Annotated in this window: 24 protein-coding genes and 1 pseudogene; 13 read left to right on the forward strand and 12 right to left on the reverse strand. The window is 67.5% G+C overall.

The window, feature by feature from the left end; genetic code table 11:
* The first annotated feature begins 39 nt into the window (after nt 1-39).
* Nucleotides 40-1,500, forward strand: a complete 1,461-nt coding sequence (locus QE394_RS13805) for an amino acid permease (RefSeq protein WP_268156237.1) — start codon at nt 40-42, stop codon at nt 1,498-1,500.
* Between the two features lie 92 nt (nt 1,501-1,592).
* Here QE394_RS13805 and QE394_RS13810 read toward each other — a convergent pair whose 3' ends face one another.
* Complete coding sequence (locus tag QE394_RS13810; RefSeq protein ID WP_349034800.1) at nt 1,593-2,327, reverse strand: dienelactone hydrolase family protein; 735 nt, start codon at nt 2,325-2,327, stop codon at nt 1,593-1,595.
* Nucleotides 2,328-2,408: 81 nt separating this feature from the next.
* Here QE394_RS13810 and QE394_RS13815 point away from each other — a divergent pair.
* Nucleotides 2,409-3,465, forward strand: a pseudogene (locus QE394_RS13815) (DNA polymerase IV).
* A gap of 125 nt (nt 3,466-3,590) precedes the next feature.
* Here the strand turns inward: QE394_RS13815 and QE394_RS13820 are convergent.
* On the reverse strand, nt 3,591-3,767 hold the full coding sequence (locus QE394_RS13820; RefSeq protein WP_045729318.1) for a CsbD family protein: 177 nt from the start codon (nt 3,765-3,767) through the stop codon (nt 3,591-3,593).
* A gap of 152 nt (nt 3,768-3,919) precedes the next feature.
* On the opposite strand from QE394_RS13820, the gene QE394_RS13825 reads away from it, so the two are divergent.
* From QE394_RS13825 to QE394_RS13845, 5 genes are all read left to right on the forward strand, one after another.
* On the forward strand, nt 3,920-4,381 hold the full coding sequence (locus tag QE394_RS13825) for an SRPBCC family protein (RefSeq protein WP_261620204.1): 462 nt from the start codon (nt 3,920-3,922) through the stop codon (nt 4,379-4,381).
* A complete protein-coding gene (locus tag QE394_RS13830; protein ID WP_268156242.1) occupies nt 4,378-5,052 on the forward strand; it encodes a pentapeptide repeat-containing protein in 675 nt (224 codons plus the stop codon). The genes QE394_RS13825 and QE394_RS13830 overlap by 4 nt, the downstream gene beginning before the upstream one ends.
* Nucleotides 5,053-5,173: 121 nt before the next feature.
* Nucleotides 5,174-6,400 (forward strand): thiolase family protein, encoded by a 1,227-nt coding sequence (locus QE394_RS13835; protein ID WP_349034801.1) that lies wholly within the window; start codon nt 5,174-5,176, stop codon nt 6,398-6,400.
* Complete coding sequence (locus QE394_RS13840) at nt 6,400-7,203, forward strand: enoyl-CoA hydratase/isomerase family protein (protein ID WP_349034802.1); 804 nt, start codon at nt 6,400-6,402, stop codon at nt 7,201-7,203. Before QE394_RS13835 ends, QE394_RS13840 begins: the two co-directional genes overlap by 1 nt.
* 7 nt (nt 7,204-7,210) lie before the next feature.
* Nucleotides 7,211-8,107 carry a 3-hydroxyacyl-CoA dehydrogenase family protein gene (locus QE394_RS13845; RefSeq protein WP_349034803.1) on the forward strand — a complete coding sequence of 299 codons (897 nt, stop codon included), beginning with the start codon at nt 7,211-7,213 and terminating at the stop codon, nt 8,105-8,107.
* Between the two features lie 24 nt (nt 8,108-8,131).
* Here the strand turns inward: QE394_RS13845 and QE394_RS13850 are convergent, their stop codons facing one another.
* Nucleotides 8,132-8,365: a DUF6480 family protein gene (locus QE394_RS13850; protein WP_056076498.1), complete on the reverse strand. Its 234-nt coding sequence runs from the start codon at nt 8,363-8,365 to the stop codon at nt 8,132-8,134.
* A gap of 74 nt (nt 8,366-8,439) precedes the next feature.
* Here QE394_RS13850 and QE394_RS13855 point away from each other — a divergent pair, with 74 nt between their 5' ends.
* Nucleotides 8,440-9,048, forward strand: coding sequence for a GNAT family protein (locus QE394_RS13855; protein ID WP_349034804.1), 609 nt, complete (start codon nt 8,440-8,442; stop codon nt 9,046-9,048).
* A 25-nt stretch (nt 9,049-9,073) separates the two neighbouring features.
* Here QE394_RS13855 and QE394_RS13860 read toward each other — a convergent pair whose 3' ends face one another.
* A complete protein-coding gene (locus QE394_RS13860) occupies nt 9,074-9,961 on the reverse strand; it encodes an SGNH/GDSL hydrolase family protein (protein WP_349034805.1) in 888 nt (295 codons plus the stop codon).
* A gap of 158 nt (nt 9,962-10,119) precedes the next feature.
* Between QE394_RS13860 and QE394_RS13865 the strand changes: the two genes are divergently transcribed.
* On the forward strand, nt 10,120-10,839 hold the full coding sequence (locus QE394_RS13865; protein WP_349034806.1) for a tyrosine-protein phosphatase: 720 nt from the start codon (nt 10,120-10,122) through the stop codon (nt 10,837-10,839).
* The gene (locus QE394_RS13870) at nt 10,836-12,992 is read left to right on the forward strand and encodes a S1 family peptidase (protein WP_349034807.1); all 2,157 of its coding nucleotides are present in this window, start codon (nt 10,836-10,838) and stop codon (nt 12,990-12,992) included. Before QE394_RS13865 ends, QE394_RS13870 begins: the two co-directional genes overlap by 4 nt.
* 67 nt (nt 12,993-13,059) lie before the next feature.
* On the opposite strand, the gene QE394_RS13875 is transcribed toward QE394_RS13870, so the two are convergent.
* Nucleotides 13,060-13,767, reverse strand: a complete 708-nt coding sequence (locus tag QE394_RS13875) for a DUF4397 domain-containing protein (protein WP_349034808.1) — start codon at nt 13,765-13,767, stop codon at nt 13,060-13,062.
* A gap of 43 nt (nt 13,768-13,810) precedes the next feature.
* Nucleotides 13,811-14,305, reverse strand: coding sequence for a hotdog fold thioesterase (locus QE394_RS13880; RefSeq protein ID WP_349034809.1), 495 nt, complete (start codon nt 14,303-14,305; stop codon nt 13,811-13,813).
* A gap of 114 nt (nt 14,306-14,419) precedes the next feature.
* Here QE394_RS13880 and paaZ point away from each other — a divergent pair, with 114 nt between their 5' ends.
* Nucleotides 14,420-16,528: a phenylacetic acid degradation bifunctional protein PaaZ gene (paaZ, locus tag QE394_RS13885; RefSeq protein ID WP_349034810.1), complete on the forward strand. Its 2,109-nt coding sequence runs from the start codon at nt 14,420-14,422 to the stop codon at nt 16,526-16,528.
* 263 nt (nt 16,529-16,791) lie between these two features.
* On the opposite strand, the gene QE394_RS13890 is transcribed toward paaZ, so the two are convergent.
* The 5 genes from QE394_RS13890 to QE394_RS13910 all read right to left on the reverse strand — a co-directional run bounded on the left by QE394_RS13890 (nt 16,792) and on the right by QE394_RS13910 (nt 20,728).
* Entirely contained in the window at nt 16,792-17,541 is a 750-nt protein-coding gene (locus QE394_RS13890) for a hypothetical protein (protein ID WP_349034811.1), read from the reverse strand.
* 208 nt (nt 17,542-17,749) lie between these two features.
* Nucleotides 17,750-18,055 carry a hypothetical protein gene (locus tag QE394_RS13895; protein ID WP_056076156.1) on the reverse strand — a complete coding sequence of 102 codons (306 nt, stop codon included), beginning with the start codon at nt 18,053-18,055 and terminating at the stop codon, nt 17,750-17,752.
* A gap of 89 nt (nt 18,056-18,144) precedes the next feature.
* Complete coding sequence (locus QE394_RS13900) at nt 18,145-18,813, reverse strand: TetR/AcrR family transcriptional regulator (RefSeq protein WP_349034812.1); 669 nt, start codon at nt 18,811-18,813, stop codon at nt 18,145-18,147.
* 63 nt (nt 18,814-18,876) lie between these two features.
* Nucleotides 18,877-20,250, reverse strand: coding sequence for a phenylacetate--CoA ligase PaaK (gene paaK, locus QE394_RS13905; RefSeq protein WP_056076150.1), 1,374 nt, complete (start codon nt 20,248-20,250; stop codon nt 18,877-18,879).
* A 7-nt stretch (nt 20,251-20,257) separates the two neighbouring features.
* Entirely contained in the window at nt 20,258-20,728 is a 471-nt protein-coding gene (locus QE394_RS13910; RefSeq protein WP_056076147.1) for a hotdog fold thioesterase, read from the reverse strand.
* A gap of 282 nt (nt 20,729-21,010) precedes the next feature.
* On the opposite strand from QE394_RS13910, the gene pta reads away from it, so the two are divergent.
* The gene (gene pta / locus QE394_RS13915; RefSeq protein ID WP_349034813.1) at nt 21,011-23,080 is read left to right on the forward strand and encodes a phosphate acetyltransferase; all 2,070 of its coding nucleotides are present in this window, start codon (nt 21,011-21,013) and stop codon (nt 23,078-23,080) included.
* A 67-nt stretch (nt 23,081-23,147) separates the two neighbouring features.
* Here the strand turns inward: pta and QE394_RS13920 are convergent, their stop codons facing one another.
* Complete coding sequence (locus QE394_RS13920; protein ID WP_056076141.1) at nt 23,148-23,435, reverse strand: hypothetical protein; 288 nt, start codon at nt 23,433-23,435, stop codon at nt 23,148-23,150.
* A gap of 140 nt (nt 23,436-23,575) precedes the next feature.
* Between QE394_RS13920 and QE394_RS13925 the strand changes: the two genes are divergently transcribed.
* A complete protein-coding gene (locus QE394_RS13925; RefSeq protein WP_268156273.1) occupies nt 23,576-24,736 on the forward strand; it encodes an acetate kinase in 1,161 nt (386 codons plus the stop codon).
* Nucleotides 24,737-24,739 lie beyond the last annotated feature (3 nt).

Genomic DNA, 24,739 nt, shown 5'->3' on the forward strand with positions numbered 1-24,739 from the left:
TTCCGGATGCGGCCAACCCCCAACCCACAAGGAACCGTTGTGCCTCAAAGTACCCCGCCCGAAATCAAGAACAGCACGGCAGCATCCACCGCCGTCGACCCGTCCCTCAGCGCCGAGGGCTACAGCAAAACGCTGGGAAGGCGCCACGTCACCATGATCGCCATGGGCGGCGCCATCGGCGTCGGCCTCTTCATGGGAGCCGGCGGCCGCCTCGCCTCCACCGGCCCGGCCCTCATCTTCTCCTACGCCATTGCCGGCGTCATCGCCTACCTGCTGATGCGGGCCCTGGGCGAACTCATCATGTACCGCCAGACCTCCGGCTCGTTCGTCAGCTACGCCGGTGAAATGTTCGGCCGCAAGGGCGCCTTCCTGTCCGGCTGGATGTACTTCATCAACTGGGCCATGACCGGCATCGCCGAACTCATCGCGATCGGCCTCTACTTCCAGTTCTTCTTCCCCAACGTCCCCGTTGAACTGTCCGCCATCGCCGCGCTGGTGCTGCTGGTGGCCGTGAACCTCTTCAGCGTCAAGGCCTTCGGGGAATTCGAATTCTGGGCCTCCTGCCTCAAGGTGGCCGCCATTGTCATCTTCCTGGCCGTGGGCACCTTCATGGTGGTCACCAACGCCAAGGTGGGCGACGGGCACGCCTCCGTGGCCAACCTCTTCCATGACGAAGGCGGCATGTTCCCCAAGGGCGCGCTGGTCATGATCCTCGTGCTGAACGCCGTCATCTTCGCCTACAACGCCATCGAACTGGTGGGCATCACCGCCGGCGAAATGCAGAACCCGGAACGCGAAGTCCCCAAGGCGATCCGCGCCGTCGTGGTCCGCATCGTGGTCTTCTACGTCGGTTCCGTCTCCCTGCTGGCCATGCTGCTGCCCTCGGACCAGTACAAGGCCGGGACGTCCCCGTTCGTCACCGTCTTCGGCCAGATGGGCCTGGGCTGGATGGGCGACGTGATGAACATGATCGTCATCACCGCCGCCCTGTCCTCCTGCAATTCGGGCCTCTACTCGATCGGCCGAATCTTCCGCACCATGGCCAACAACGGCCACGCACCGCAGTGGCTGACCCGCATGTCCACCCGCCGGGTTCCGTACATGGCCATCCTCGCCATCGGCGCCGTCTACCTCGTGGGCATCCTGCTGAACATCTGGCTGGGCGGCTCGCACGCGTTCGACCTCGCCCTGAATACCGCCTCCATCGGCGTGATCTTCACCTGGGGCTCCATCTTCGCCAGCCAGATTGCGCTGCGGAAGAAGAAGGGCAACGTTTCCACCCTGCCCATGCCCGGCTCGCCGTGGACCAGTTGGGCCGGCCTCATCGCCTTGCTCGTCATCGCCGTCCTCATCGGCTTCGACACCATGACCAGCAAGGACGGCGAGGTGTTCTACCTGGGGCTGTGGACCCTGGCCACCATCCCGTTCTTCGCCGTGGTCCTCTGGCTGGGCTGGCAGAAGGTCAAGAATAACGCGCCCAAGAGCGAGCTCTTCAGCTAAGGCTGCGGACTGCCGGATACGCACGATGGCGGCCCGCCCCTGAGTCCCGAAAGGCTCAGAGGGCGGGCCGCCGTCCTGCGCAAGTCCTCGGGTCAGTCCCTTAAGTACCGCGCGAAGTAGTCCTCAATCCGCCGCCACGCCTCCGGGGCGGACTCCGGATCGGGGCCGACACCCATGACGCGCATCAGGGGCCGGAGGAGTGCCGGGCCCATCTCTACGTCATTGAGGAAGCTGTGGCCGGCGCCGGGAAATTCCTGCACGCTGTGCTCGATGCCCAGCCCGTCGAGGGCCGAATCGAGCCGCGCGGCCGCTCCTTTCAGGGACATGTCCGCACCGCCGTAGTTGGCCACGATGGGGCAGGCGCCGCGCAGGGCAGCCACAAGGTCCTCCTGCTCCTTGGGGAGCCGTCCGTAGTTGACCGATGCGGCCTGGAACCCGTCCTTGGCGGCCAGCAGGGCGAACCCGCCGCCCATGCAGAACCCGATCACCCCGGTCCTGCCGTTGCTGAGCTCCGATTCCGCAAGCCAGGTGCGGGCCGTGGCGATGTCCGTGAAGGGCCGGCCCGTGCGGGCTGCCATGGCGCGCATGGTTCCCACGAGGCACCGCCGTGCCCCGCCGTCGCTGTACAGGTCCAGGGCCAGGGCAAGGTAGCCGGCCCGGGCCAACCGGTCCGCGTGCCGGCGGGTCTGGTTATCCAGGCCGAAGGCTTCATGGATCACGACGACGGCGGGGAAGGGGCCCTCGCCCTCGGGTACAGCCAGGTAGCCGCCCAGTGAGGGTGATCCGCCGGCGGCCATGCTCTCGGTGCTCAGGTCCACGTTCGTCATGGCCCAAGGCTAGCCGCACGCGGGGGATACTGGTGCCGTGCGGCGGCGCGGGGCAGACTGGGGCATGTGGGCGAACCCTGGGTGCTGCATGTGGATCTGGACCAGTTCATCGCGGCCGTGGAAGTGCTCCGCCGCCCTGAGCTGGCCGGCAAGCCCGTGATCGTGGGCGGCCGTGGCGATCCCACCGAACGGGCCGTCGTCTCCACCGCCTCCTACGAAGCCCGGGCCTACGGCGTCGGATCCGGGATGCCGCTGCGCATTGCCGCGCGGAAAGTTCCTGACGCTGTCATTCTGCCCGTGGACCAGGAGGCCTACCTGCAGGCCTCGGGGGAGGTGATGGGGCGTACTGCGCTCCCGGCCCGGCGCCGTCGTCCAGGTGCTCGGCTGGGACGAGGCATTCGTCGGCGTGCAGTCCAGTGATCCGGAGGCCTACGCCCGTCAACTGCAGGATGCGGTGTTTGAGGCCACCGGGCTGCACTGCAGTGTGGGCATCGGTGACACCCTGGTCCGCGCCAAGGTGGCCACGACGTTCGGCAAACCGGCCGGTGTTTTCCGGCTCACGGCGGAGAACTGGCTGGACGTCATGGGAAACCGGCCCACCATTGACCTGTGGGGAGTGGGCACCAAGGTCTCGCGCCGGCTGGCAACGCTGGGGATCACCTCGGTTTCCCAGCTGGCGGCAGTGGACCCGGACTCCCTTGTTTCGGAGTTCGGTCCCAAAATGGGGCCCTGGTACGCACAGCTTGGGCGGGGGGACGGTTCCTCGGTGGTGGATGACACCCCATGGGTGGCGCGCGGCCACAGCCGGGAAACCACGTTCCAGCGCGACCTCACCGAGCCGGTGCAGGTGGATGAAGCTGTCCGGGAACTGGTGGCGGCGGTGCTGGAGGATGTTGCCGCTGACGGGCGCCCGGTGGTGGGGCTGACGCTCAAGGTCCGGTACGTCCCGTTCACCACCAAAACCTATGCCCGCAAGATTCCCGAAACGGACGACCCCGCGGAGGTACTGGCCTGCGCCCTCGACCTCAGGGGCAGGGTTGAACCGGACCGGCCCATCCGGCTACTGGGGCTGCGGGCTGAAATGACCATGCCGGACGACTCGAGGCAGGGGCATACGCCAACCCGCAGTGGCTGGTGACCCACCAGGTCCCTATCGATTGTTCCGTAGGCGCCCGGGCAGCAAAATGGCGGCGGATCCGGGGGATCCGCCGCCATTGTCTACCGGTTCAGCATGCCGTTCGCTGCGGCCGCCCCGGCAAAGGACTAGTTGCGCTTGAACTCGTCCTTGACATTTTCGCCGACCTTCTTGGCATCAGCCTTGACCTGGTCGGTCTGGCCTTCTGCCTTCAGGCGGTCATTGTCGGTTGCGTTGCCCGCAGCTTCCTTGGCCTTACCGCCCATATCTTCTGCTGCGTTACTGATCTTGTCTCCGAGGCCCATGGTGTGGCCTCCTTTCGTTTCCGTCGATCAAACAATGCCCTTTCACACTAACACGAAGCATGCTTACTAGTTCAAGCCCGGCAGGCCGCGGGAGTGCCGCGGGCGGGTCGGCCGCCCTGCCTTTGTCCGCCCGCGGCGATAGGCTCGGGATCATGGACCAAAGCCTCAGCCTGACCCAGCACATTCATGCTTCGCCGGAAACGGTGTGGGCCGTGATCACGGATATTCGGAACGCACCCGGAACGCTGTCCGGGGTGGAGGCGGTGCAGCTCCTGACGGACGGTGCCTATGGTGAGGGCACCCGCTGGAAGGAAACCCGGAAGATGTTCGGCAGGTCCGAAACCGTGGAGATGTGGGTGGACAGCGCTGAACCGCCGCGCAGCACCACCATTAAGGCCGCCCAGGGCGGGGCGGATTACAGCACCAGGTTCAGCCTGGCCAACCGCGACGGCGGAACGGACCTGACGCTGACCTTTGGGGCCAAGATCTCCAAGCCCACTGCGGCCAGCCGGGTCCTCGCCGCAGTGTTCGGCAGGCTGGGCATGGCGGCAAGCCGCAAAGCACTCGCCAAGGATCTGGCGGACATCGCGGCCAAAGCGGAATCCACCCCGTGACCGGGTCCGGAACCCGGCGGCCCAAGGCCGCCGTTACTGCCCCGCGGCTTTCGCCGGTCCGGCTTGAGGACCTTGAGGACCGCAGCCTGGACTTCCGCCGCGGCGGACGCCACGAGGGTGCCCGCTACAGCCGCCTGGACGCAGACGGGCTGGAGCTCTCCGGCGCCGACTTCTCTGAGTGCGAACTTCAGGGGGTCTCCTTCAACGAAGCCCAACTCCGGGGCGCCGGATTCCGCGACACGGTCATCAGTGAGCTGTATGCCCCCGTTTTCCGGGCCGCCCGCAGCACCTGGCGGGACGTCGAGATCAGCAACCCCCGGCTCGGTTCGGCCGAACTCTACGAAAGCGGATGGCAGTCCGTCCGGATCGAGGGCGGCAAGCTGGACTACCTGAACCTGCGCGGGGCGAAGCTGACGGACGTGCTGATCACCGACTGCATCATCAACGAACTGGACCTCGGCTCGGCAGCGGCAATGAGGGTGGCGCTGAAGGGCTGCACCATCGGAGCGCTGGACCTAACCGGCGCCAAACTCAAAGACTTCGATCTCCGCGGCGCTGACTTCCGCAGCGTCAGCGGCATCGGCAACATGGCCGGCGTCGTCATGGACGAATACCAGCTGGGACTGCTGGCGCCGCTGCTGGCCGCACACCTGGGTATCACCGTCATCTAAGTGGGGCTACGCGCCGCCGGGCCTGCCGTGTACTATTTACAGAACGAACGGTCGGTAAGTGGCGCAGGTCGCCCTGCCGGCCGCCGGTGACAGTGCTGTTAATCGCGTGAAGGGTGTTTCCATGGCTGCAAGCGCAGGTCCGCAGGCTTTCCTGGTAGGCGGAGTCCGGACTCCGGTGGGCAGGTACGGAGGTGCGCTCTCGGCGGTCCGGCCCGATGACCTGGCCGCGCTGGTGGTCCGTGAAGCCGTGCAACGCGCCGGCCTGGACCCGGACAGCATCGACGAAGTGATCCTCGGCAACGCGAACGGCGCCGGTGAAGAGAACCGCAACGTCGCCCGGATGGCCGTCCTTCTGGCCGGGCTGCCGGTGCACATCCCCGGAATTACCGTCAACAGGCTTTGCGCGTCCGGGTTGAGCGCCATCATCCAGGCCAGCCACATGATCAAAGCCGGCGCCGCGGACATCGTGATCGCAGGCGGCGTCGAGTCGATGAGCCGGGCGCCGTGGGTGCAGGAGAAGCCGAGTGCCGCTTTTGCCAAGCCCGGGCAGATCTTCGACACCTCCATCGGGTGGCGCTTCACCAACCCACAGTTCCAGCACGGCGCATTGTCCCGGGACGGCAAGATGACCTATGCCATGCCTGAAACCGCCGAGGAAGTGGCGCGGGTGGACGGCATCTCCCGCGAGGACGCCGACGCCTTTGCCGTCCGCTCGCACGAACGTGCACTTGCCGCGATCGAAGCCGGCCGGTTCAAGGACGAGATCGTCCCGGTCACCGTCAAAACCCGTAAGGCAGAAACCGTGGTGGATACCGATGAGGGTCCCCGCGCCGGCACCACCGCCGAGGTGCTGGCGAAGCTCAAGCCCGTGGCGCATGGCGGATCGGTAGTCACCGCCGGGAACTCCTCGTCGCTGAATGACGGCGCCTCCGCGATCATCATCGCGTCCGAAGCGGCCATCGAGCGGCTCGGCCTGACACCGCGTGCCCGGATTATCGACGGCGCCTCGGCCGGGTGCGAGCCCGAGATCATGGGCATCGGCCCGGTCCCGGCCACGCAGAAGATCCTGAAGCGGTCCGGCCTGAGCGTCGGTGACCTGTCCGCCGTCGAACTTAACGAAGCCTTTGCCACGCAGTCCCTTGCCTGCATCCGCCGGCTGGGCCTGGACCCGGGCATTGTGAACAACGACGGCGGCGCCATCGCTTTGGGCCATCCGCTCGGTTCCAGCGGCTCACGGATCGCCATCACCTTGCTCGGCCGTATGGAACGCGAGGATGCCAAGTTGGGCCTTGCCACCATGTGCGTGGGCGTCGGACAGGGCACGGCCATGCTGCTGGAGAAGATCTGATGCCGGGCGCAGTGGATCTGGCGGCCGAGAAGTTCTCCGCGCTCCTGGTGGAGGAGCAGGGCGACCGCGTGGTTGTCCTGCTGAACCGTCCCGAGGTGCGCAACGCCATCGACCAGCAGATGGTGGATGAGCTGCACACCGTCTGCGCTGCCTTGGAACAGAATCCCAAGGTCCTGATCATCGCCGGCGTGGACGGGGTGTTCGCCTCCGGCGCCGACATCGCCCAGCTCCGTGAGCGGCGGCGGGACGATGCCCTGCAGGGGATCAACTCCACCATTTTCGTGCGCATCGCCAAGCTGCCGATGCCGGTCATCGCGGCTGTGGACGGGTACTGCCTGGGTGGCGGCGCGGAGTTGGCCTACGCGGCTGACTTCCGCATCGGAACTCCGGACGTTAAAATCGGGAACCCGGAGACGGGGCTGGGGATCCTGGCCGCGGCCGGCGCCAGCTGGCGGCTCAAGGAGCTGGTGGGGGAGCCGGTGGCCAAGCAGATCCTCCTTTCGGGCAAAGTGCTGGGCGCCGACGAGGCGTTGGCCGTCAACCTCATCACCGAGATCCACAGCCCCGCGGAGCTCCTGGGCGCCGCCCACAGCCTCGCGGACCGCATCGCCCGGCAGGACCCCCTCGCCGTCCGGATCACCAAGTCCGTGTTCCATGCCCCGGCGGAAGCGCACCCGCTGATCGACCAGCTGGCCCAGGGCATCCTCTTCGAATCGCAGGCCAAGTTCGACCGCATGCAGAAGTTCCTGGACCGCAACGCGGCCAAGAAGGCTGCGTCCTCCGACACCGCTGACGGAAAGTAGAAAACCGATGAGCAACACTGCAATTCCTTCTGGCCGGCCCGCTGATCTTTCCACTGACCTGCCCCATTTCGTGGGTGTCCTGGGTGGTGGCCGGATGGGTGCGGGCATTGCGCATGCGTTCCTGGTCAAGGGCGCCGAGGTGCTGGTGGTGGAGCGTGATGAGCAGTCGGCCGAGGCTGCCCGGGAGCGGGTGGAGTCCGCCGCGGCGAAGAGCATCGAGCGGGGTGTGGTGGACGCGAACCTGGATGAGATGGCTTCCCGGTTGACGGTGGGCGTGGACTTTGACGCGTTCAAGGACCGGCAACTGGTGGTTGAGGCGGTGCCGGAGGACTGGGATTTGAAGGTTTCTTCGCTGCGCGGGATCGAGGAGCGGCTGGCGCCGGAGGCGTACCTGGCGTCGAACACGTCCTCGCTGTCGGTGAACGGGCTGGCGAGGGAGTTGCAGCGGCCCGGGAATTTCCTGGGGCTGCATTTCTTCAACCCGGTCCCGGCGTCCACCCTTATTGAGGTGGTGCTCGGCGAACACACCGCACCCGGACTCGCCGACGCCGCCAAAAAGTGGGTGGCGGCGCTGGGGAAGACCGCCGTCGTCGTCAATGACGCGCCGGGCTTTGCGTCGTCCCGGCTGGGTGTGGCGATCGCCCTGGAGGCGATGCGGATGGTTGAAGAGGGTGTGGCGTCGGCGGAGGACATCGATAACGCCATGGTCCTGGGTTACAAGCACCCGACGGGGCCGCTGCGCACCACCGATATCGTGGGCCTGGACGTGCGGCTGGGGATCGCCGAGTACCTGCAGTCCACCCTTGGTGAGCGGTTCGCCCCGCCGCAGATCCTGCGCGACAAGGTGGCCCGCGGCGAACTCGGCCGCAAAACCGGCAAAGGCTTCTTCGACTGGCCCAGCTAAGGCAGTCCTGGAGAGGTGCGGTGACTAGTCGAAGAATCCGACGATGTAGCCGATGAAATACAGCAGGAACAGCAGGACGCCTGCGCCGATGGCTCCAAGCCAAAAGATCTGCTGGCCCCTTCCGGAACCAGGTTGCCGGGGCTCCTGGGTGCCCGCCACCGAGCCTTCCCCGGGCGGGGTTTCACCCGGGGGAACTCCGCCGCCGGGTTCCAGGCCTGTGATCTTGTCGTCCTCCGGGTCCGGATTGGTTCCTGACACGTTAACTCCCTTGCTCGCGGTCTGGGGCTTTCCCCAGCGTAACCGGCCCCGGTGTTTGGTCCTAGGCTGGTGCAGTGACTTTCCTTGAGCCCCTTACCCTGACCGGCCGGCACGTAATCCTCGAGCCCCTCGACCCAACCCATCACGACGGGCTGGTGGAGGCGGCCGAGGACGGCGAGCTGTGGAAACTCTGGTACACCTCCGTGCCGTCTCCCGCCGGGATGGCGGCCGAGATCCGCCGCCGCCTGGCGTTGCAGGAGCAGGGGTCCATGCTGCCGTTCACCACACGGCTGATCGACACGGAGACCGGCGGGCCGGGCCGGGTCATCGGGATGACCACCTATATGAATGTCGACGCCGGCACTCCCCGCGTGGAGATCGGCTCCACCTGGAATGCGGCGTCAGTACAGGGCAGCGGAACAAACCCGGACTCCAAGCTCCTGCTGCTGCAGCACGCCTTCGAGGCGCTGGGCTGCCCGGCCGTGGAGTTCCGCACACACTGGCTGAACCACCAGTCCCGCGAGGCGATCGCCCGGCTCGGCGCCAAGCAGGACGGCGTCCTCCGCAGCCACTCCCGGACCAGCGACGGCCTGCTGCGGGACACCGTGGTGTTCTCCATCCTGGAACACGAATGGCCCATGGTCCGCGCCGGCCTGGAGTACCGCCTGGACCGGCGCGGGTAAACCCCAGGCTGGGGAGGGGTGGCGGTTACGGCCGTGCCAGCTTGTTAAGGTTCACAGCGTCTTGAAGGGCATCTGCGTAGGCCTGATGCCCTAACGGGGTGGGGTGGAAATTCTGGGGGTCCTCCAGCGACCCAAGGTGAATCCACGACCGCTCGGAGTTCACGGCGTGCCCCGCGAATGCCTCCGTGACGTCGACGTACACGGCCTTGGCCTTCACTCTGGGGGCATCCGTCGCTTGCGCTATGACGTTGTTGAGGGCCCGGGTGCCCGCGTTGACCAGCTCTTGCGCCTCCGGGGTCAGCAGGGCGGGTCCGCCTGCGGGATCAAAAAGAAGCGGATACCCAAAGACCCCTACCGTGGCATGGGGCGCCGTTCTGCGAATGGCAATCAGGGCTTCCACCAGGTCGGCCTGCAGGGCGGGAAACTTGTCCCGGACTGCCTGGACTGCCTGGGCGCAGACGTCGAGCGTAAATCGTGCACAGGCGGTTAGCGGTGCGGTGAAGTTGATGTCATTCGGGCCCGCGGTCAGGGTGACCAGTTCGGTCCGGACGGAAAGTGTGCCGGACGCCGTCAGAGCCGTAATTTGCTCCAGCACGCTGGGCGCGGTGTCGGACGGCCGGTCGACAATGACGGCCCCGGCGCAGGCAGCGTTGGTGCTGTTGCCGTCCACGATCGGCAGCTCTTCTATGAGCAGGTTTACATATCCTTCCTTGGTCTGCAGGCAAGGTAGGGGTGTGACGTAGTCACCCGCCCCTACCCCGGCGGTGTAGGAGTCACCGACCGCTACGAGGTCGACATCCTTGACGGGCGGTGCCGCGCCCGCGGGCAGTGCCGTGGAACCAAGAGCCAGGGCCAAGGTGGCGAGGCCGGCTGCAAAAGCCGGGAGCCGCCGTCGTAATGCTGTAGTACCCATCGCAATTCTCCCTTGAACAGGACCTCGGGCTGAGGGCAGACAGGTCCGACGGTACCTCCGGAGAACCCCGTTTGCACGGGTGAAGGGTACGCGGCTTTCGCCGTCCCGGTACCCGTCTGTGACATGCGGGGTTCACAGGCTTGTGGTTAGCTGTGCGGATGGAGAAAGCGGGCGGGTCCATGGACTGGGATGGTGCTGTCAATGCCTGGCATGTTGCCGGCGGTGTGTACCGCATGGGCCGGCGGGAATGGCTCACGGAAACCGGCTGGCGGCAGGCGTACGACGACGGCGTCCGCACGGTAGTGGATCTCCGTAACGCGGCGGAAGCCCGGCGCCGGGACACCGATCCCGTGGTGCCTGCGGCCGCGCTGCACGGCCTGGCCGTGGTGTCGGCTCCCACGGAGGAAGCCAACCACCAGCAGTTCGCCGCACTGACCGGCCCCTACCTGAACGATCCTGCTTACTACGCAGACAACGCCCGCCTGTTCCCGGACAGGATCGTGGCAGTCTTTCGCGCCCTCGCCGACGCCGCAGGCCGGGGAGCGGTGGTGTTGCACTGCGCCGCGGGACGTGACCGCAGCGGCCTGGTGGCGTCCATGGTGCAGGACCTCGCGGGGGACTCGGACCACCAGATCGCCGAGGGCTACCGGCGCGCAGCGCGTGGCATCAACGAGCGGTACCGGACCCATGGGCCGCCGCATGACCGGGAACGCTACCTGGCCGACGACGAACTGGCGCCGCTGCTGGAGCGGCGCGGGGAAGCCGTGGTGGACTTCGTGCGGACCCTGGACAGCCGTAGCTACCTCCTGAAGAACGGACTCAGCGGGGCCGAACTCGACGCAGTGCTGTCCCTGTGTGGGGCGGGTGTGGCCCGATGAGCCCGGCGTCAGCGCGCAGGTATCTCTCCCTGGGTGCCGTTGCAGGCATTCTGGTCTCGTCGGCCTACGTGGCTGCGCCGGCATGGGCCGCCGACGGCCAGGCCGCAGCCACGGCGTCCCCGGAGGCCCCCGCCGCCGGAACACCAGTCGCCGGAACACAGGGCTCCGGGCTGTCGGAGGCCGCCCTCGACGACGCCGTCCAGCGGGACCTCGGACTCACCCGGGAGCAGTTCACCGCGGCGGGCGGGCTTGGTGCCCAGGCGGCAGCCGCGGCCGCCCAGTTGCGTGACGTCCCCGGTTACGCCGGCATCCGGCTGGACGACGGGCACGTGGTGGTCACCGGATCCGGTCCGGAGTTCCTCGCCAAAGTGGCAGCGCTGGCCGGGACCCTTCCGGACCTCGCCGTAGAGGCCCCGCAGGCCCGGCGTGCCGGCGGCGGCGCGCAATCCAGCGGGGAAGCCGGCGAGGGTTCACAGCTGGCGGTCAGCACCGAGCAGCTCTTCCAGGCATACGTGCGCGACGTCGGCCCCGAAGGCCTGCAGGCAGTCATGGCCGCGGACGGGAAGTTCGTTATCCGCACCGGGGCGCTGAACGCACCCGAGTCGGCCCGACCGTCCGGCACGGCGGCGGCTGACGCAACAACCACTGACGCAACAACCGCTGCCGCAAGAACCGCTGGCGGAGCCACGGCAGGAGCGGCAACAGGAACGACGGCGGCCGGCGGCTCCGGCAGGGTATCGCCGGCCGATTTCGTGGCCCGGTACGCCAACGTGGAGCTCGACGGCGCCGCCCCCCTCAGATCCGAGGCCGACGTTCCCGGCGGCGTCGGCTACATCGCTGATACCGGCTGGATTTGCTCCACCGGGTTCTCCGCCTTCGATCCCGCGGGACTGCCTGCCGTCCTCAGCGCAGGGCACTGCGCCTCGGACGGGCAGGCGGGAACGGCAACCCTCGAGTTCCAGTTCGTCCGGAAGGACCAGCTGGGCGAGTTCGGATTTAGCCAGTTCGGCGGCCCCGGCAACTCCCGCATCATTGAGAACCCCGCGGACCCCGAGAACCCCGGAAACGTGGGCACTGACATCTCGGTGATCCACAACATTCCGGAGGGACTCGATCCGCTGCCCGCCGCCAGTACCTGGGGTGATCCCTCGGAGCCCGGCCCGGATGTGAAGATCATCGGCACCGCCGATCCGGTCCTGGGCATGCCCATCTGCCGGTCCGGCCGGACTTCGGCCTGGTCCTGCGGCACCGTGGACGCCGTGGGAATCTACGTGGTGCCCGGCCCGGACTTTGCCGCAGACCCCACAGACCTCCGTGCCTTCCGCGGATTCCTCTCCTATGGCGTCCAGTCCAGCGGCGGCGACTCCGGAGGCCCGTACGTGAGCGGCAACTACGCCGTGGGAACGCACGCCGCGGGTGACGCGCCTCCCGCGCCCGGCGAGCCGGCACCCGCCAACTTCGCGGTGGGCGCCACCCTCTCCGAAAGCCTGGCGGTCCTTCCCGGCTACCAGCTGGAACTGTTCCTCAACAAGCCGGCCGTCAGCTCGCCCGCGCCCGGCGGAACCTACGAACCCGGGCAGGCCATCAGCGGAAACGTCCCGGCAGCCCCCGCCTCCGCCGTCGCCCCAGGCTCCACGGTCAAGATCACGGTGGAGGGCAAGGACCCGGTGGAGGTCCCGGTGGACGCCGCAGGAACGTGGAGCTTCACCGCTCCCGAGGGCAACGGGCCCCTCCGCTTTACGGCGGAGACGGCTAACGGTTTCAGCACCTCGGGGGGAGTTGAGTTTGAGTTTGCCCGGGCAGCTGCGGAGCCGCCTGCGCCGGAGCAGCCTGCCCCCGGCAACCCTGCCCCGGAACCGCCCGCACCGGAGCAACCCAATCCCGTCGTGCCCGCGGACCCGGCACCCGTTCCGGCCGTCCCCGCAGACCCGGCTGCGCCCGTCCCGGCTGCGCCCGCCCCCGCGGCACCGCAACCGCCCGCGGACGCCGGCACCGTCGTCGTACCTTTCGATGCCGGTACGTCACCCGCCGACCTGGCGAACACCGGACCCTCGGGGCTGGTTCCCGCAGCCATGGCAGCGGCCGCGGCGCTCGCCGTCGGGATCATCCTGACAGTCCTGGTGCGCCGCCGGAGCCGGCGTTCGGCCAAATAGACAGCGGAAGGGCGGGACGCGGAAAGCGTCCCGCCCTTCCGGCGCAGGAAAGCGGCGTGGCCGGCGGTCAGTGGTGGCCGTGCCACCTGTTCGCGCCGTCAACCACCTGGACAGCCACTTTCAAGGTCTTGTCAGCGAGGCTTCCCCACGCGTAAACGATGGTGTTCTTCCCGCCCTCGACGGTGACGTCCGCCGGGCCGATCACAGGATCGGTGGTTCCGGCTGCAGCCACCGAAGCAGAGTAGGTGCCGGCCTTGAGCTTCAGCGTGGCCTCGTCCGGGTTGCTCAGGCCTTCGATGACCGCTTTCCCACCGGCCAGAACGTCCACGGCGGGAGCTGCCGCTACGTGCCGGACCGTCAGCTTGCCTTTGCGGTCGTTGCGGGGAGCCTTGGTGTCGTTGGTGAAGAGCGTGGCGGTGGGGGCACCGTCGGCATTGAGGTGGGCCACGGCGGTGTAGTTGCCGCCTTCTTCGAGCTCCACGTCCACGGGCCCGATGACCGGGTTGTCGGCGCTGGTGGCGTCGGCGGCGGTGATGGCGATCTGGTAGTCACCGGCGGCCAGTTCCAGCGGCCCCGCCAGGGTGCCGGGCGTGAAGTCATCCAGCGTGAGGGCCCCGTTGACCCACACATCCACGGTCAGGTCCGGAACGCCATGCAGTACGGACAGCAGGGCGGGGTCGTCATCATGGTGCCATCCGCCGGCCTGGGCGGGGGCGGCGAAGGCCAACGAGGCTGCGAGTGAAAGTGCTCCGGCGGCGTAGCTGATTTTGCGCATATCAAACTCCTTGAAGGATGCCCGGTGGCCGGGCTGTTTGTGCTTACGCGCTTAATACCCCGGGGAGGGGGTCCTTGGATGCAGGGCCGGGAAAAATCTTTGTTGCCTGGTGTTTGTGCTTCCTCAGCAGGTTGGTGATGCGCAGGGTGCAGAGCCGCTGGCCGGCCTCGTTGGTGATGAGTACTTCGTGGGTGGTCAGTGTGCCGCCCAGGTGGATGGGCGTGGCCGTGATGGTGATCTGGCCTTCCCGGGCGGAGCGGTGGTGCGTTGCGGAGACGTCGATGCCCACCGCCGTCTTGCCCATGGTGCTCGCGTGGATGACTGCCGCCCACGAACCCACGGCCTCACCCACCGCCAGCGAAGCGCCACCGTGCAGCAGGCCGAAGGACTGCCGGTTTCCCTCCACGGGCATGGTGGCGACCACCCGCTCCACGGACTCCTCCAGGATCTTCACCCCCATCTTCTCGTCGAGCTCACCGAGGGTGATCTTCCACAGTTCATGCTCTGTGGGGGAGTGGTGCGGGGCGGCGTCGCTCATGTGCTCTCCTAGTGCGGTGCGGGGACATTCCTGTATGGTACTTATATTACCGAACGGACGGTCAGTAATGATGCGCCGATTGTCTGCCCCTTTTGTTGGAAGGACCCGTCAACGATGACCACCACTGCCACAGCGCCCCACGCCACGCTCGATACCGTGGAGACGGTGCCCAGCTTCATTATGGACTCCTGGTGGACGCCCGAAACCGGCTCCGCCGCTGCCACCCCGGTGCGCGACGCCAGCACGGGCGAGCTCCTGGCCAAGGTGAGCACCGAGGGACTTGACCTCGCAGCGGCCGTGGAATATGGCCGGACCACCGGCCAGGCCGAGCTGGGCAAGCTGACCTTCCACCAGCGCGCCCTCAAGCTCAAGGAGCTGGCGCAGTACCTGAACGCCCGCCGTGAACATTTCTACGGCTTCTCCTACCAGACCGGCGCCACCAAGATCGATTCCATGGTGGACATCGACGGCGGCATCGGCGTGCTCTTCACCTTCGGCTCCAAGGGCCGGCGCGAACTGCCCAACTCGCAGGTGGTTGTGGACGGGCCCATGGAGGTGCTGTCCAAGGACGGATCCTTCGCCGGCGAACACATCTACACCCGCATTCCCGGCGTCGCAGTGCAGATCAATGCCTTCAACTTCCCGGTGTGGGGCATGCTGGAAAAGTTCGCCCCCGCGTTCATCGCCGGCGTGCCCACCATCGTCAAGCCCGCCACCCCCACCGGCTACGTTGCCGCCGCCGTGGTGAAGGCCATCGTGGAGTCCAACATCCTGCCCAAGGGGTCGCTGCAGCTGGTTTCCGGTTCTGTCCGCGGGCTGCTGGACGTGCTGGACTACCGGGACCTGGTGTCCTTCACCGGGTCCGCCGCCACCGCCAAGTCCCTGAAGGCGCACCCTAACGTGGTGGAGGGCGGCGTGCGGTTCACCTCCGAAACCGACTCCCTCAACGCCGCCATCCTCGGCCCGGACGCGGTGGAGGGCACCCCGGAATTCGAGGCCTTCGTCAAATCCGTGGTCACCGAGATGACCGTCAAGGCGGGCCAGAAGTGCACCGCCATCCGCCGCGCCATCGTGCCGCAGGAGCTGGTGCCCGCGGTATCCGCCGCCATCGGCAAGCGCATCCAGGAGCGTGTGGTGGTGGGCGATCCGCGCGCCGAGGGCGTCACCATGGGTGCGCTGGCGTCCGTGGAACAGCTGGAGGACGTCCGGGCGGCCGTGCAGTCCATGCTCGACGCCGGCGGTGAGCTTGCGTATGGGACCCTTGATTCGCCGTCGGTCACCTCCGCCGACGGAACCACCGGAGTGGTGGACGCCGGCGCCTTCATGGCCCCCGTTGTCCTCAACTGGAACAATCCCGAAGCCGAGGCGCTCCACTCCCTCGAAGCCTTCGGCCCGGTCTCCTCCGTGGTGGGCTACACGGACCTCGCCGATGCCGTCCGGCTTGCTGCCCGCGGCGGCGGCTCGCTGGTGGCCTCCGTGTGCACCAACGATCCCGACGTGGCGCGCGAACTGGTCACCGGCATTGCCGCACACCACGGCCGCGTCCTCATGCTGAACCGCGAAGACGCCCGCACCTCAACCGGCCACGGCTCACCCGTTCCGCACTTGGTGCACGGCGGCCCCGGCCGCGCCGGCGGTGGCGAGGAGCTCGGCGGCATCCGCTCCGTCCTGCACCACATGCAGCGCACCGCCATCCAGGGCTCGCCCAACATGCTCACCGCCGTCACCGGCGTCTGGCACACCGGAGCGGACCGCAACTTCACGGTACACACTGAGGGGACGCACCCGTTCCGCAAGCACCTGGAGACCCTGCGCATCGGCGATGCCGTCCGCTCGGACCTGCGGCAGGTCACCCTGGAGGACATCACGGCGTTCGCCAACTCCACCGGGGACACCTTCTACGCCCACACCAACCAGGAAGCCGCCGAGGCCAACCCGTTCTTCCCGGGCATCGTGGCGCACGGCTACCTCCTGCTGGCCTGGGGCGCCGGGCTGTTCGTGGAGCCTGCACCGGGCCCCGTCCTGGCCAACTACGGGCTGGAGAACCTGCGCTTCATCACGCCCGTGGCCGCCGGCGACTCCATCCGGGTGACCCTCACCGCGAAGAAGATCACGCCGCGTGAAACGGACGAATACGGCGAGGTGGCCTGGGACGCCGTCCTCACCAACCAGAGTGACGATATCGTGGCCACTTACGACGTCCTCACCCTCGTCGAGAAGTAGCCGCCCCCAATCCAGGAGGGGGTGCGGGGCAAAAGGGGGAGGGTGTTTCGCGGGGCCCCGGCGTAAAATTTTGCCTCGTAGGAGGTGGCCGCATGACCCTCAAGATGAGCACAGCCACAACCACCTCTGCGTCAACGAGCGGCTGAACGGCCAGCCGACTACCAGGTCTAGGAAGCATTAACAGCAGCAGGGGCGCTCCGGTCGGATCGGGGCGCCCCTGCGTCGGTTTGCCGGCCCGGCCCGCTGGCCGGGCGGGCCGGTCCCTACTTGGACCAGACGATCGGGTTCTTGCGGTACGGGTTGTCGCTGGAGCTTGCGTAGCTGAAGCCGGAATCGGCGTAGTCCGCGGAGACGATCTCGTCCCCGGCGGGTGCGAGGAAGACCTGGCACGAGGTCATGGTGCTGCCCACCTTGTAGCTCAGGTTGTCACTTGAGCCGGTGGTTTCAAACCGCTTGGTGGGGCACTGGTCCAGGGAGCCGATGATGATGAGCTTCTGGGCATCCGTCCCATCCTTCAGCTGCGCGTTCAGGCGGGGTTCGCTGATGCCGGCGGAGGGCTTGCTCAGGCTGTCCAGGGTGTGTTCGGTGAAGACGTAGTACGGCGTCTGCCCGGCGAACTTCGCAGCATCCTTCAGGGCGGCGAGATCGGCTTCGGCTCCGGCCGTGATCTTCGTGACGCTGGTGGTGTAGGTGGCTACCGTGTACTTGGCGTCAGCCGGATCCTTGCCCGTGTTGGTGTGGGTGACTGCCTTTTCGCCCAGGCCGAGCTTTGTCCCGGGAGCCGTAAGGTCCTTCGCGGTTCCGGAGGCGCCGGCAGGCGAGGCAGCAGAAGCGCTGGAGGACTCGCTGGCGGAGCCGCTGGGTGACGCCGAAGCCGATGTGGCCGCTTCGGTTGACGGCTGGGTTTCGGAGGCCGCAGGCGCCTCTGCTGCACAAGCGGACAGGCCCAGCCCCAGGACGGCGGCGACGCCCAAGGCGGTAAATGGGCGCGAAGAAGTGCGGTTACTGATCATGATTTCCCCCTGATGATGTGATGCGAACTCGAGTAACTATAACGTATGGATTTATTGGGCCGCAGAGATGCCAAGGCTTTTCTGCGGTTGGTGGTTTCGAGTGTACGGCGCAAGAACAGGCCCGGCGATGGGCAGGGCTGCCCATCGCCGGGCCTGGAAGTTGCTGCGCGCTTGGGCGGATTGCCGCCCCTGGTTCAGTGCGGGAGCGTCAGGACTCCGCGCCGCCGTGCAGGCCGTCGTCGCTGCTGTCGTCCTCGCGGCCTGTGCCCTTACCGGACTCGCTGCGGTCGGAGAGGTCCATGTTGCCGCGGGCCTCGTCCATGGTGGGGCCGCCGGCGGGGACGCTGTAGGTGTCCGGCCGGATGCCGTGCGACTGCTCCTCGATCAGGGCCTGCTCCTCGCTGAAGCGGATAACGTTTGCTTCGTCGCCCGCATCCCCGGGGACGTCCTCCCGGATCTTGGACGGATCCGGGACGATGAATCCTGCGTCGGGCTCTTCTTTGTGGGTGCTCATCTGCCCTACCTCCCTGTAATCAGTGGCTTTCTACCACCGTAGCCTCGAAGCAGGGAAAATACCAAGCACCCTTATTACTTGGGGGTGCGTCAGGCCGTGGCGATGACCGCCGGGTCAGGCGGGGGGGCCGTGTGCCCGTGCAGGCCGTCGAAGGCCATGGTGATGACGTCGTCCGCGAGCTTCCCGGGGCTCAGGGAACCGCCGGGCTTGTACCACTCCACAATGGAGTTGATCATGCCGAACAGGAGGCGGGTAACCGTTCGCGGGTCGATGTCCTGGCGCAGTGAACCCTCATCCCGGGCGGCGGAAATCAGTGCGGCAACCTTGTGGTCGAAGGTACGGCGGCGTTCCAGCGCGTTGCGCTCGATCTCGGTGTTGCCCCGCAGTCGCAGCAGCAGCGTGACGAACGGCAACCGCTCCACAAGGACCGCCACGGTGCGGCGCAGCACGAACTCCAGCCGGGCATCGGCGGCGCCTGCGGCGGCCTCGGGCTGTTCCAGGATGGACTCCAACCCGCCCAGCGCGTGGTCCAGGGCGAGCTTCAGCAGGTCGCCCTTGGACGGCACGTGGTGGTAGATGGCCGACTTGGAGATGCCCAGGTTGTCAGCGAGGATCCCCATGGACGTCGCGTCATAGCCATGGCGGTTGAAAACGTCGACGGCGATGCGCAGCACGGATTGCTGGTCATAGCCGGGGCGGCCGCGCTTGGCTGATCCGTTGGCGGCTGCGCCGTTGGTGCTGGTGGTCTGGCTGGGCATAGTGGCTAGTTTCTCATGAACGGTCGGTCGGCCCGGACCGGGGCCCGGGCCCGCCGGCTCCGTCTATCCCTTGGGCCGCATGTCGTAGATGCGGCGGAGCTTGCCGTTGGAGCGCTCAAGCGATCCGGGATCCACCACGTCCACCGTGCACGAAGAACCCACGTGGATCTTGATCTGCTCCTTCAAGGCGCGCGCCGCCGTCGTGCCCTGCTCAAGCGTGACGGCGTCCCGCCGTTCGATCCGGACGGTCAGCTGGTCCATCCGCTGCCCTTCCGGGCGGGTGAGCTCGAGCTGGAAGTGCGGGCTGAGCTCAGGGATGCGGAGGGCGATTTCCTCGATCTGGGAGGGGAAGAGGTTCACGCCGCGCAGGATGATCATGTCGTCGCTGCGGCCGGTGATGCGGCCCATCCGGCGGTGTGCCGGGCGGGCGGTGCCGGGCAGGAGCCGGGTGAGGTCCTTGGTGCGGTAGCGGATGATCGGCAGGGCTTCCTTGGTAAGCGAGGTGAAGACAAGTTCGCCGTGCTCGCCGTCCCGCAGGACGTTTTCCTTGCCCGCCAAGGGGTTGAAGGGATCGATGATTTCGGGGCGGAAGTGGTCCTCCCAGATGTGGCTGCCGTCCTGCGTCTCCACGGCCTCGCCGGCAACGCCCGGGCCCATCACTTCGGACAGGCCGTAGATGTCGCACGCCTTGATGTTCATCATGACCTCGAGTTCGTGCCGCATCTCCTGCGTCCACGGCTCGGCGCCCAGGACGGCGAACTTCAGTGACGTTGAGGCGGGATCGATGCCCATGTGCGCCATGGCGTCGGCGATGGTGAGCAGGTAGGTGGGCGTGGCCAGGATGGCGTCCGGCTTGAAGTCCTGGATCAGCTGGATCTGCCGTTCGGTCTGGCCGCCGGACATCGGGATCACGGTGCAGCCCAGGGCCTCGGCGCCGGCATGCGCGCCAAGGCCGCCGGTGAACAGGCCGTAGCCGTAGGCGTTGTGGACCTTCATGCCGGGGCGGATGCCGGCGGCGCGGAAGCTGCGGGCCACCAGCTTGGCCCAGTCGGCCAGGTCCTGCTTGGTGTACCCGACGACGGTGGGCCGGCCGGTGGTGCCCGAGCTGGCGTGGATGCGGGCTACTTCGCTCTGCGGCACGGCGAACATGCCGAACGGGTATTCGGCGCGCAGGTCGTCCTTGGTGGTGAAGGGGAAGTTGCCGAGGTCGGCCAGTTCGCGGAGGTCGTTCGGGTGGATGCCGGCGTCGTCGAACTTGCGCTTGTACAGCGGCACGCGCTGGTAAGCGTAGGAGACGGTGTGCTGGAGGCGGCTGAGCTGGAGCGCTTCGAGTTCGTCGCGGGAAATGGTCTCCTCGCGGTCCAGGACGGCGTCGGTGCCGATGGCTGCGGTGTCCACGGACGCGGCGGCAGGGGTTTCGGGGGCATGCAGGGTCATGGTTTTCCTACTTCTTGGGGATGGTGCGGCTGCGTCCGCGGAACTCGGCGATGAGCTCGCCCGGGGTGCTGGTGCCGGGGTCCGCGCCGGGGGTGTGGGCGTCGGTGGCGAAGATCTGGATGTCGTAGAGGCCGCTGCGGCCGGCGCTGGACCGGCGGTCTGCCACGGCGGTGAGGACCTGGCCGCGGAACGCCGGCTTGAGGAAATTGATGTCGACGCCGGAGGCAACGGTGATGGTGTTTTCCTCGGCGGGCGCGGGACTGATCGGGTTGCAGGCGAGGGCGAAGGCGGTGTCGCCGAAGGCGAAGATCATTCCGCCGTGGGCCATGCCGAAGCCGTTGAGCATTTCCTGCCGGAGGGTCATCCGGATGGTGGCGTGGCCGTCGCTGAGCGCCAAGACCTCGATGCCCATCCACTCGGAGGCATAGTCGTTTTCCAGGATGGGGTGGGTGGCCCCGGAGAGTGTTGCTTCAGCCATGCGTCATTGCCTCCAGCTTTATTTACCGAATGTTCATTAGGTAATCCCATAAGGGGGTCCGGTGTCAAGGGTGGGGCCGCCCGGCCCGGGCCTTCCCGCCCGGTTACTTCGCCGCTCCGCGCACCGAACCGGGGGACACGCCGTCGTCCGCGGCGCGCCGCACGGTGGATGGAAAAGCAACCGGGCGGGAACGCGCGACGGCGGCGCGCACCTTTGTCACTTGGGGCGCCGGAGGTGCAAGGATGGGAGGACCGGCACCAGCAAAACAGCAAAGGGCGGACCATGGCCAAAGGCATCTACGTCAGCGCAACCACCCCGGGCTCGGGCAAGTCCCTTGTGGCCCTCGGACTGGCGGACACCCTGCACCGGCACGCGGACCGGATCGGCTTTTTCAAGCCCGTGGTCCAGGGCCCGGTGGCCGGCGAGGACCCCATGGTCACCCTGATGAAGTCCCGGTTTGCCCTGGAGGATGAACGCTGCCGGGGCGGCCTCACCTTCGAGGAGGTCCGGACGCTGCTGGCCGAGGGTCAGCGCGAGGAGATCGACGCCCGCTGCGTGGAAATCTTCGCCGACATTGCCCGGTACTGCGATGTGGTGATTGTGGAGGGGACGGACCTCACGGGCCAGGACGCCGCCGTCGAATTCGACCTCAACGCGCGCCTGGCCAACAACCTCGCTGCCCCCATCGTGGCCGTGGTGGGTGCCAAGGGGCGGACCGTCGCGGAGGCCGCTGCCGCCGTCGAGGTTGCCCGCAAGGAACTCGCCGCCGAGAAATGCTCGCTGCTGGCCATCCTGGTGAACCGGGCGGACCCGGACGACGTCGAGGCTATCGCCGCCGCCATCAAGCCCGGTGCCTCCAAGCGTCCCGTCTACGTCCTGCCCGAGCTGGAGGAGATCGCCCGCCCCACCACCGGCGAGGTGGCCGCGGCCCTGGGCGTCCGGCAGATCGCCGGCCGGGCGGACATGGAGCGGGATGTGAAGGACATCAAGGTGGCCGCCATGAACGTGGGCAACTTCCTCAATGTCCTGGAAGAGGGCGCCCTGGTGATCGTGCCGGGGGACCGGGCCGATGTGATGGTGGCCTGCCTGGCGTCCTCGTTCTCGCCGGAGTTCCCGGTGGCCTCCGCCCTTATCCTCACCGGCGGGCTCGCCCCGGACGCCAACATCTACCCGCTCCTTGCCCAGGCACCCTTCCCCGTTTTTGCCGCCGGGGCGGACACCTACACCACCGCCCGGCGCGTGTCCGAGGTCCGCAGCGAGATCTGGTCCGGGCACCGCCGCAAGGTGGCCTCCGCCCTGGGACTGTGGTCCCGGCGCGTGGACGAAGCAGAGCTGATGGAGCGGCTGCACCTGCCCCGGCCGGAACGGATGACGCCGCTGCGGTTCCTGCACGACCTGATCGAACGTGCCCGTGCCCAGCGCCGCCACGTGGTCCTGCCGGAGGGAACCGACGTCCGCATCCTGCGCGCCGCCGAGATCCTGCACCGCCGCGACGTTTGCGACCTCACGGTCCTCGGACCCGAAACGGACGTGCGCGAACTGGCGGCCTCCCGGGGCATCGATCTCACCGGGATCAACATCGTGGATCCGGCAACCTCGGAGCTGCGGCAGCAGTTCGCCGAAAAGTACGCCGAACTCCGCGCCCACAAGGGCGTTGACCTGGCCAAGGCGCTCGAAATCATGCAGGACGTCAGCTACTTCGGCACCATGATGGTCCAACTGGGCGTGGTGGACGGCATGGTCTCCGGCGCCGCGCACACCACCGCCCACACCATCCGGCCGGCCCTGGAATTCGTGAAGACCCGGGAGGGCGTGAAGATTGTGTCCTCGGTATTCCTGATGCTCATGCCGGACCGGGTGCTGGTATACGGTGACTGCGCCGTGAACCCGGACCCCAACGTGGAGCAGCTGGCGGACATCGCGCTTGCGTCCGCGGAGACGGCGGCGCAGTTCGGGGTGGAGTCCAGGGTGGCCATGCTGTCCTACTCCACCGGCGGCTCCGGTTCGGGCGAGGCCGTGGACGAGGTGCGGCAGGCCACCGAGCTGGTGCGGGAGCGCCGCCCGGACCTCGCCGTCGAAGGGCCCATCCAGTACGACGCCGCCGTGGACGCCTCCATCGCGGAATCCAAGATGCCCGGTTCATCCGTGGCAGGGCAGGCCACCGTCTTCATCTTCCCGGACCTGAACACCGGCAACAACACCTACAAGGCGGTGCAGCAGAGCTCCGGGGCCGTCGCCGTGGGGCCCGTCCTGCAGGGCCTGCGGAAACCTGTCAACGATCTTTCCCGCGGCTGCACAGTGGAGGACATCGTCAACACGGTGGCCATCACAGCCATCCAGGCCCAGGCCTAGGGAAGCACGACGACGGCACCCGGCTTTGGCGAAAAGCCTGGTGCCGCCGTCGTACTTTTTGTGATGCTTAGCTGTTGTCCGGCTTGGCGAGGCTGTCGTCGTCCTCTTCCTTGGCCGGCTCATCGGACAGCCCCTGCGGGGTCAGGTCCAGGCCTTCACGGTCCTCGGGCGCCTCGGGGGAGTCCCCGGTTTCGGCGGCCTTGAGGTCTCCGGTATCGTCCAGCGCCGGGTTGGAGCCCTCCACACCGGTAGGGTCCTTGGAACCGGAGCCCCCCTCGGAACCAAGCGGCGCGGTGCTGCTGGATCCGGTGTTGGTGGGATCCTTCTCTTCGTTGGAAGTGGGGTCGTTCGTCATTGGGACAGTCCTCTCGACGTGGTCCAGCCTGTCCGCCGACCATAGGCACAGCCGGGCTGCATGCGCAAGGAAACCCTCCTGTCAGTGCTGCCACCTATAGTGGGGGTTGAACTGCAGAAGCAAGCCCCAGGAGGCCCCGCATGCTCGTGCTCGTCATCAACTCCGGCTCGTCCTCGCTCAAATACCAGGTGCGCGATGTGGCCGCCGGGACGGTGCTGACCGAGGGGCTGATCGAGAAGATCGGCATGGGCAACGGCGGTGGCGGGGACGGCGAAATCGTGGGCCCGCGGGACCATGCCGAGGCGCTGGAACAGGTGGAAGCCGCCATCCATGAAGAGCTGGGCGACCTGGAACTCGGGGCCGTGGGGCACCGGGTGGTGCATGGCGGGGAGCGGTTCGCTGAGCCGGTACTGATCGACAACGAGATCACCCGCGCCATCGAGCGCCTCAACCCGCTGGCACCTTTGCACAACCCCGCCAACGTCCTGGGCATCCGCGCCATCACCAGGAAATGGCCGGACATGCCGCAGGTGGCCGTGTTCGATACCGCCTTCCACCGGACCCTTCCCGAGCACGCCTGGCGCTACGCCGTCCCGGACGAGCTCTACACCAACCACGGCATCCGCCGCTATGGCTTCCACGGCACCTCGCACGAGTACGTCGCGCGCCGTGCTGCTGCACTGCTGGACCTGCCAGTGGAGGAGTTCGACGCCGTCATCGCCCACCTGGGCAACGGCGCCTCCGTCACGGCGATCCAGGGCGGCCACTCCGTGGACACCTCCATGGGCTTCACCCCGCTTGAAGGCCTGGTGATGGGCACCCGCTCCGGCGACCTGGACCCATCCATCCTGGTGTTCCTGGGCCGCGCCGGCTGGACACCCGAGGACCTGGACTCCATGCTCAACCGGGAGTCCGGGCTCAAGGGCCTGGCCGGCAACAATGACATGCGCTCCGTGGTGGAGGCCTCCGAGGACGGCGACGCCAAAGCCGCCATGGCGCTCGCCGTCACCTCCTACCGGCTGGCCAAGTACATCGGCGGCTACCATGTGGCCGTCGGCGGGGCCAAGGCGCTGGTGTTCACGGCTGGCATCGGCGAGAACTCCCACCAGTTCCGGGCGCTGGTCGCCGACCGCCTGGGTGCGCTGGGCATAGAGGTCGACGCCGGCCTCAATGCCGCCCGGTCCAAGGAACCGCGCGTTATTTCCACGCCGCAGTCCGCCATCCCCGTCCTGGTGGTTCCCACCGACGAGGAGCGCGCCATCGCGGAGGCGACGGCCGCCGTCGTAAGTTCCGGCCGGTAGCCG

Origin of the sequence: Pseudarthrobacter sp. SORGH_AS 212 (assembly GCF_030818145.1) — a bacterium.
Taxonomy (GTDB): Bacteria; Actinomycetota; Actinomycetes; order Actinomycetales; family Micrococcaceae; genus Arthrobacter.

Coding starts and splice junctions, on each gene's coding strand:
- QE394_RS13810 (WP_349034800.1), bottom strand. CDS start 2,327: ATGACGAACGTGGACCTGAGCACCGAGAGCATGGCCGCCGGCGGATCA.
- QE394_RS13820 (WP_045729318.1), bottom strand. CDS start 3,767: ATGGGCCTCGGAGACAAGATCAGTAACGCAGCAGAAGATATGGGCGGT.
- QE394_RS13825 (WP_261620204.1), top strand. CDS start 3,920: ATGGACCAAAGCCTCAGCCTGACCCAGCACATTCATGCTTCGCCGGAA.
- QE394_RS13835 (WP_349034801.1), top strand. CDS start 5,174: ATGGCTGCAAGCGCAGGTCCGCAGGCTTTCCTGGTAGGCGGAGTCCGG.
- QE394_RS13840 (WP_349034802.1), top strand. CDS start 6,400: ATGCCGGGCGCAGTGGATCTGGCGGCCGAGAAGTTCTCCGCGCTCCTG.
- QE394_RS13845 (WP_349034803.1), top strand. CDS start 7,211: ATGAGCAACACTGCAATTCCTTCTGGCCGGCCCGCTGATCTTTCCACT.
- QE394_RS13860 (WP_349034805.1), bottom strand. CDS start 9,961: ATGGGTACTACAGCATTACGACGGCGGCTCCCGGCTTTTGCAGCCGGC.
- QE394_RS13865 (WP_349034806.1), top strand. CDS start 10,120: ATGGAGAAAGCGGGCGGGTCCATGGACTGGGATGGTGCTGTCAATGCC.
- QE394_RS13870 (WP_349034807.1), top strand. CDS start 10,836: ATGAGCCCGGCGTCAGCGCGCAGGTATCTCTCCCTGGGTGCCGTTGCA.
- QE394_RS13875 (WP_349034808.1), bottom strand. CDS start 13,767: ATGCGCAAAATCAGCTACGCCGCCGGAGCACTTTCACTCGCAGCCTCG.
- QE394_RS13880 (WP_349034809.1), bottom strand. CDS start 14,305: ATGAGCGACGCCGCCCCGCACCACTCCCCCACAGAGCATGAACTGTGG.
- paaZ (WP_349034810.1), top strand. CDS start 14,420: ATGACCACCACTGCCACAGCGCCCCACGCCACGCTCGATACCGTGGAG.
- QE394_RS13890 (WP_349034811.1), bottom strand. CDS start 17,541: ATGATCAGTAACCGCACTTCTTCGCGCCCATTTACCGCCTTGGGCGTC.
- QE394_RS13895 (WP_056076156.1), bottom strand. CDS start 18,055: ATGAGCACCCACAAAGAAGAGCCCGACGCAGGATTCATCGTCCCGGAT.
- QE394_RS13900 (WP_349034812.1), bottom strand. CDS start 18,813: ATGCCCAGCCAGACCACCAGCACCAACGGCGCAGCCGCCAACGGATCA.
- paaK (WP_056076150.1), bottom strand. CDS start 20,250: ATGACCCTGCATGCCCCCGAAACCCCTGCCGCCGCGTCCGTGGACACC.
- QE394_RS13910 (WP_056076147.1), bottom strand. CDS start 20,728: ATGGCTGAAGCAACACTCTCCGGGGCCACCCACCCCATCCTGGAAAAC.
- pta (WP_349034813.1), top strand. CDS start 21,011: ATGGCCAAAGGCATCTACGTCAGCGCAACCACCCCGGGCTCGGGCAAG.
- QE394_RS13920 (WP_056076141.1), bottom strand. CDS start 23,435: ATGACGAACGACCCCACTTCCAACGAAGAGAAGGATCCCACCAACACC.
- QE394_RS13925 (WP_268156273.1), top strand. CDS start 23,576: ATGCTCGTGCTCGTCATCAACTCCGGCTCGTCCTCGCTCAAATACCAG.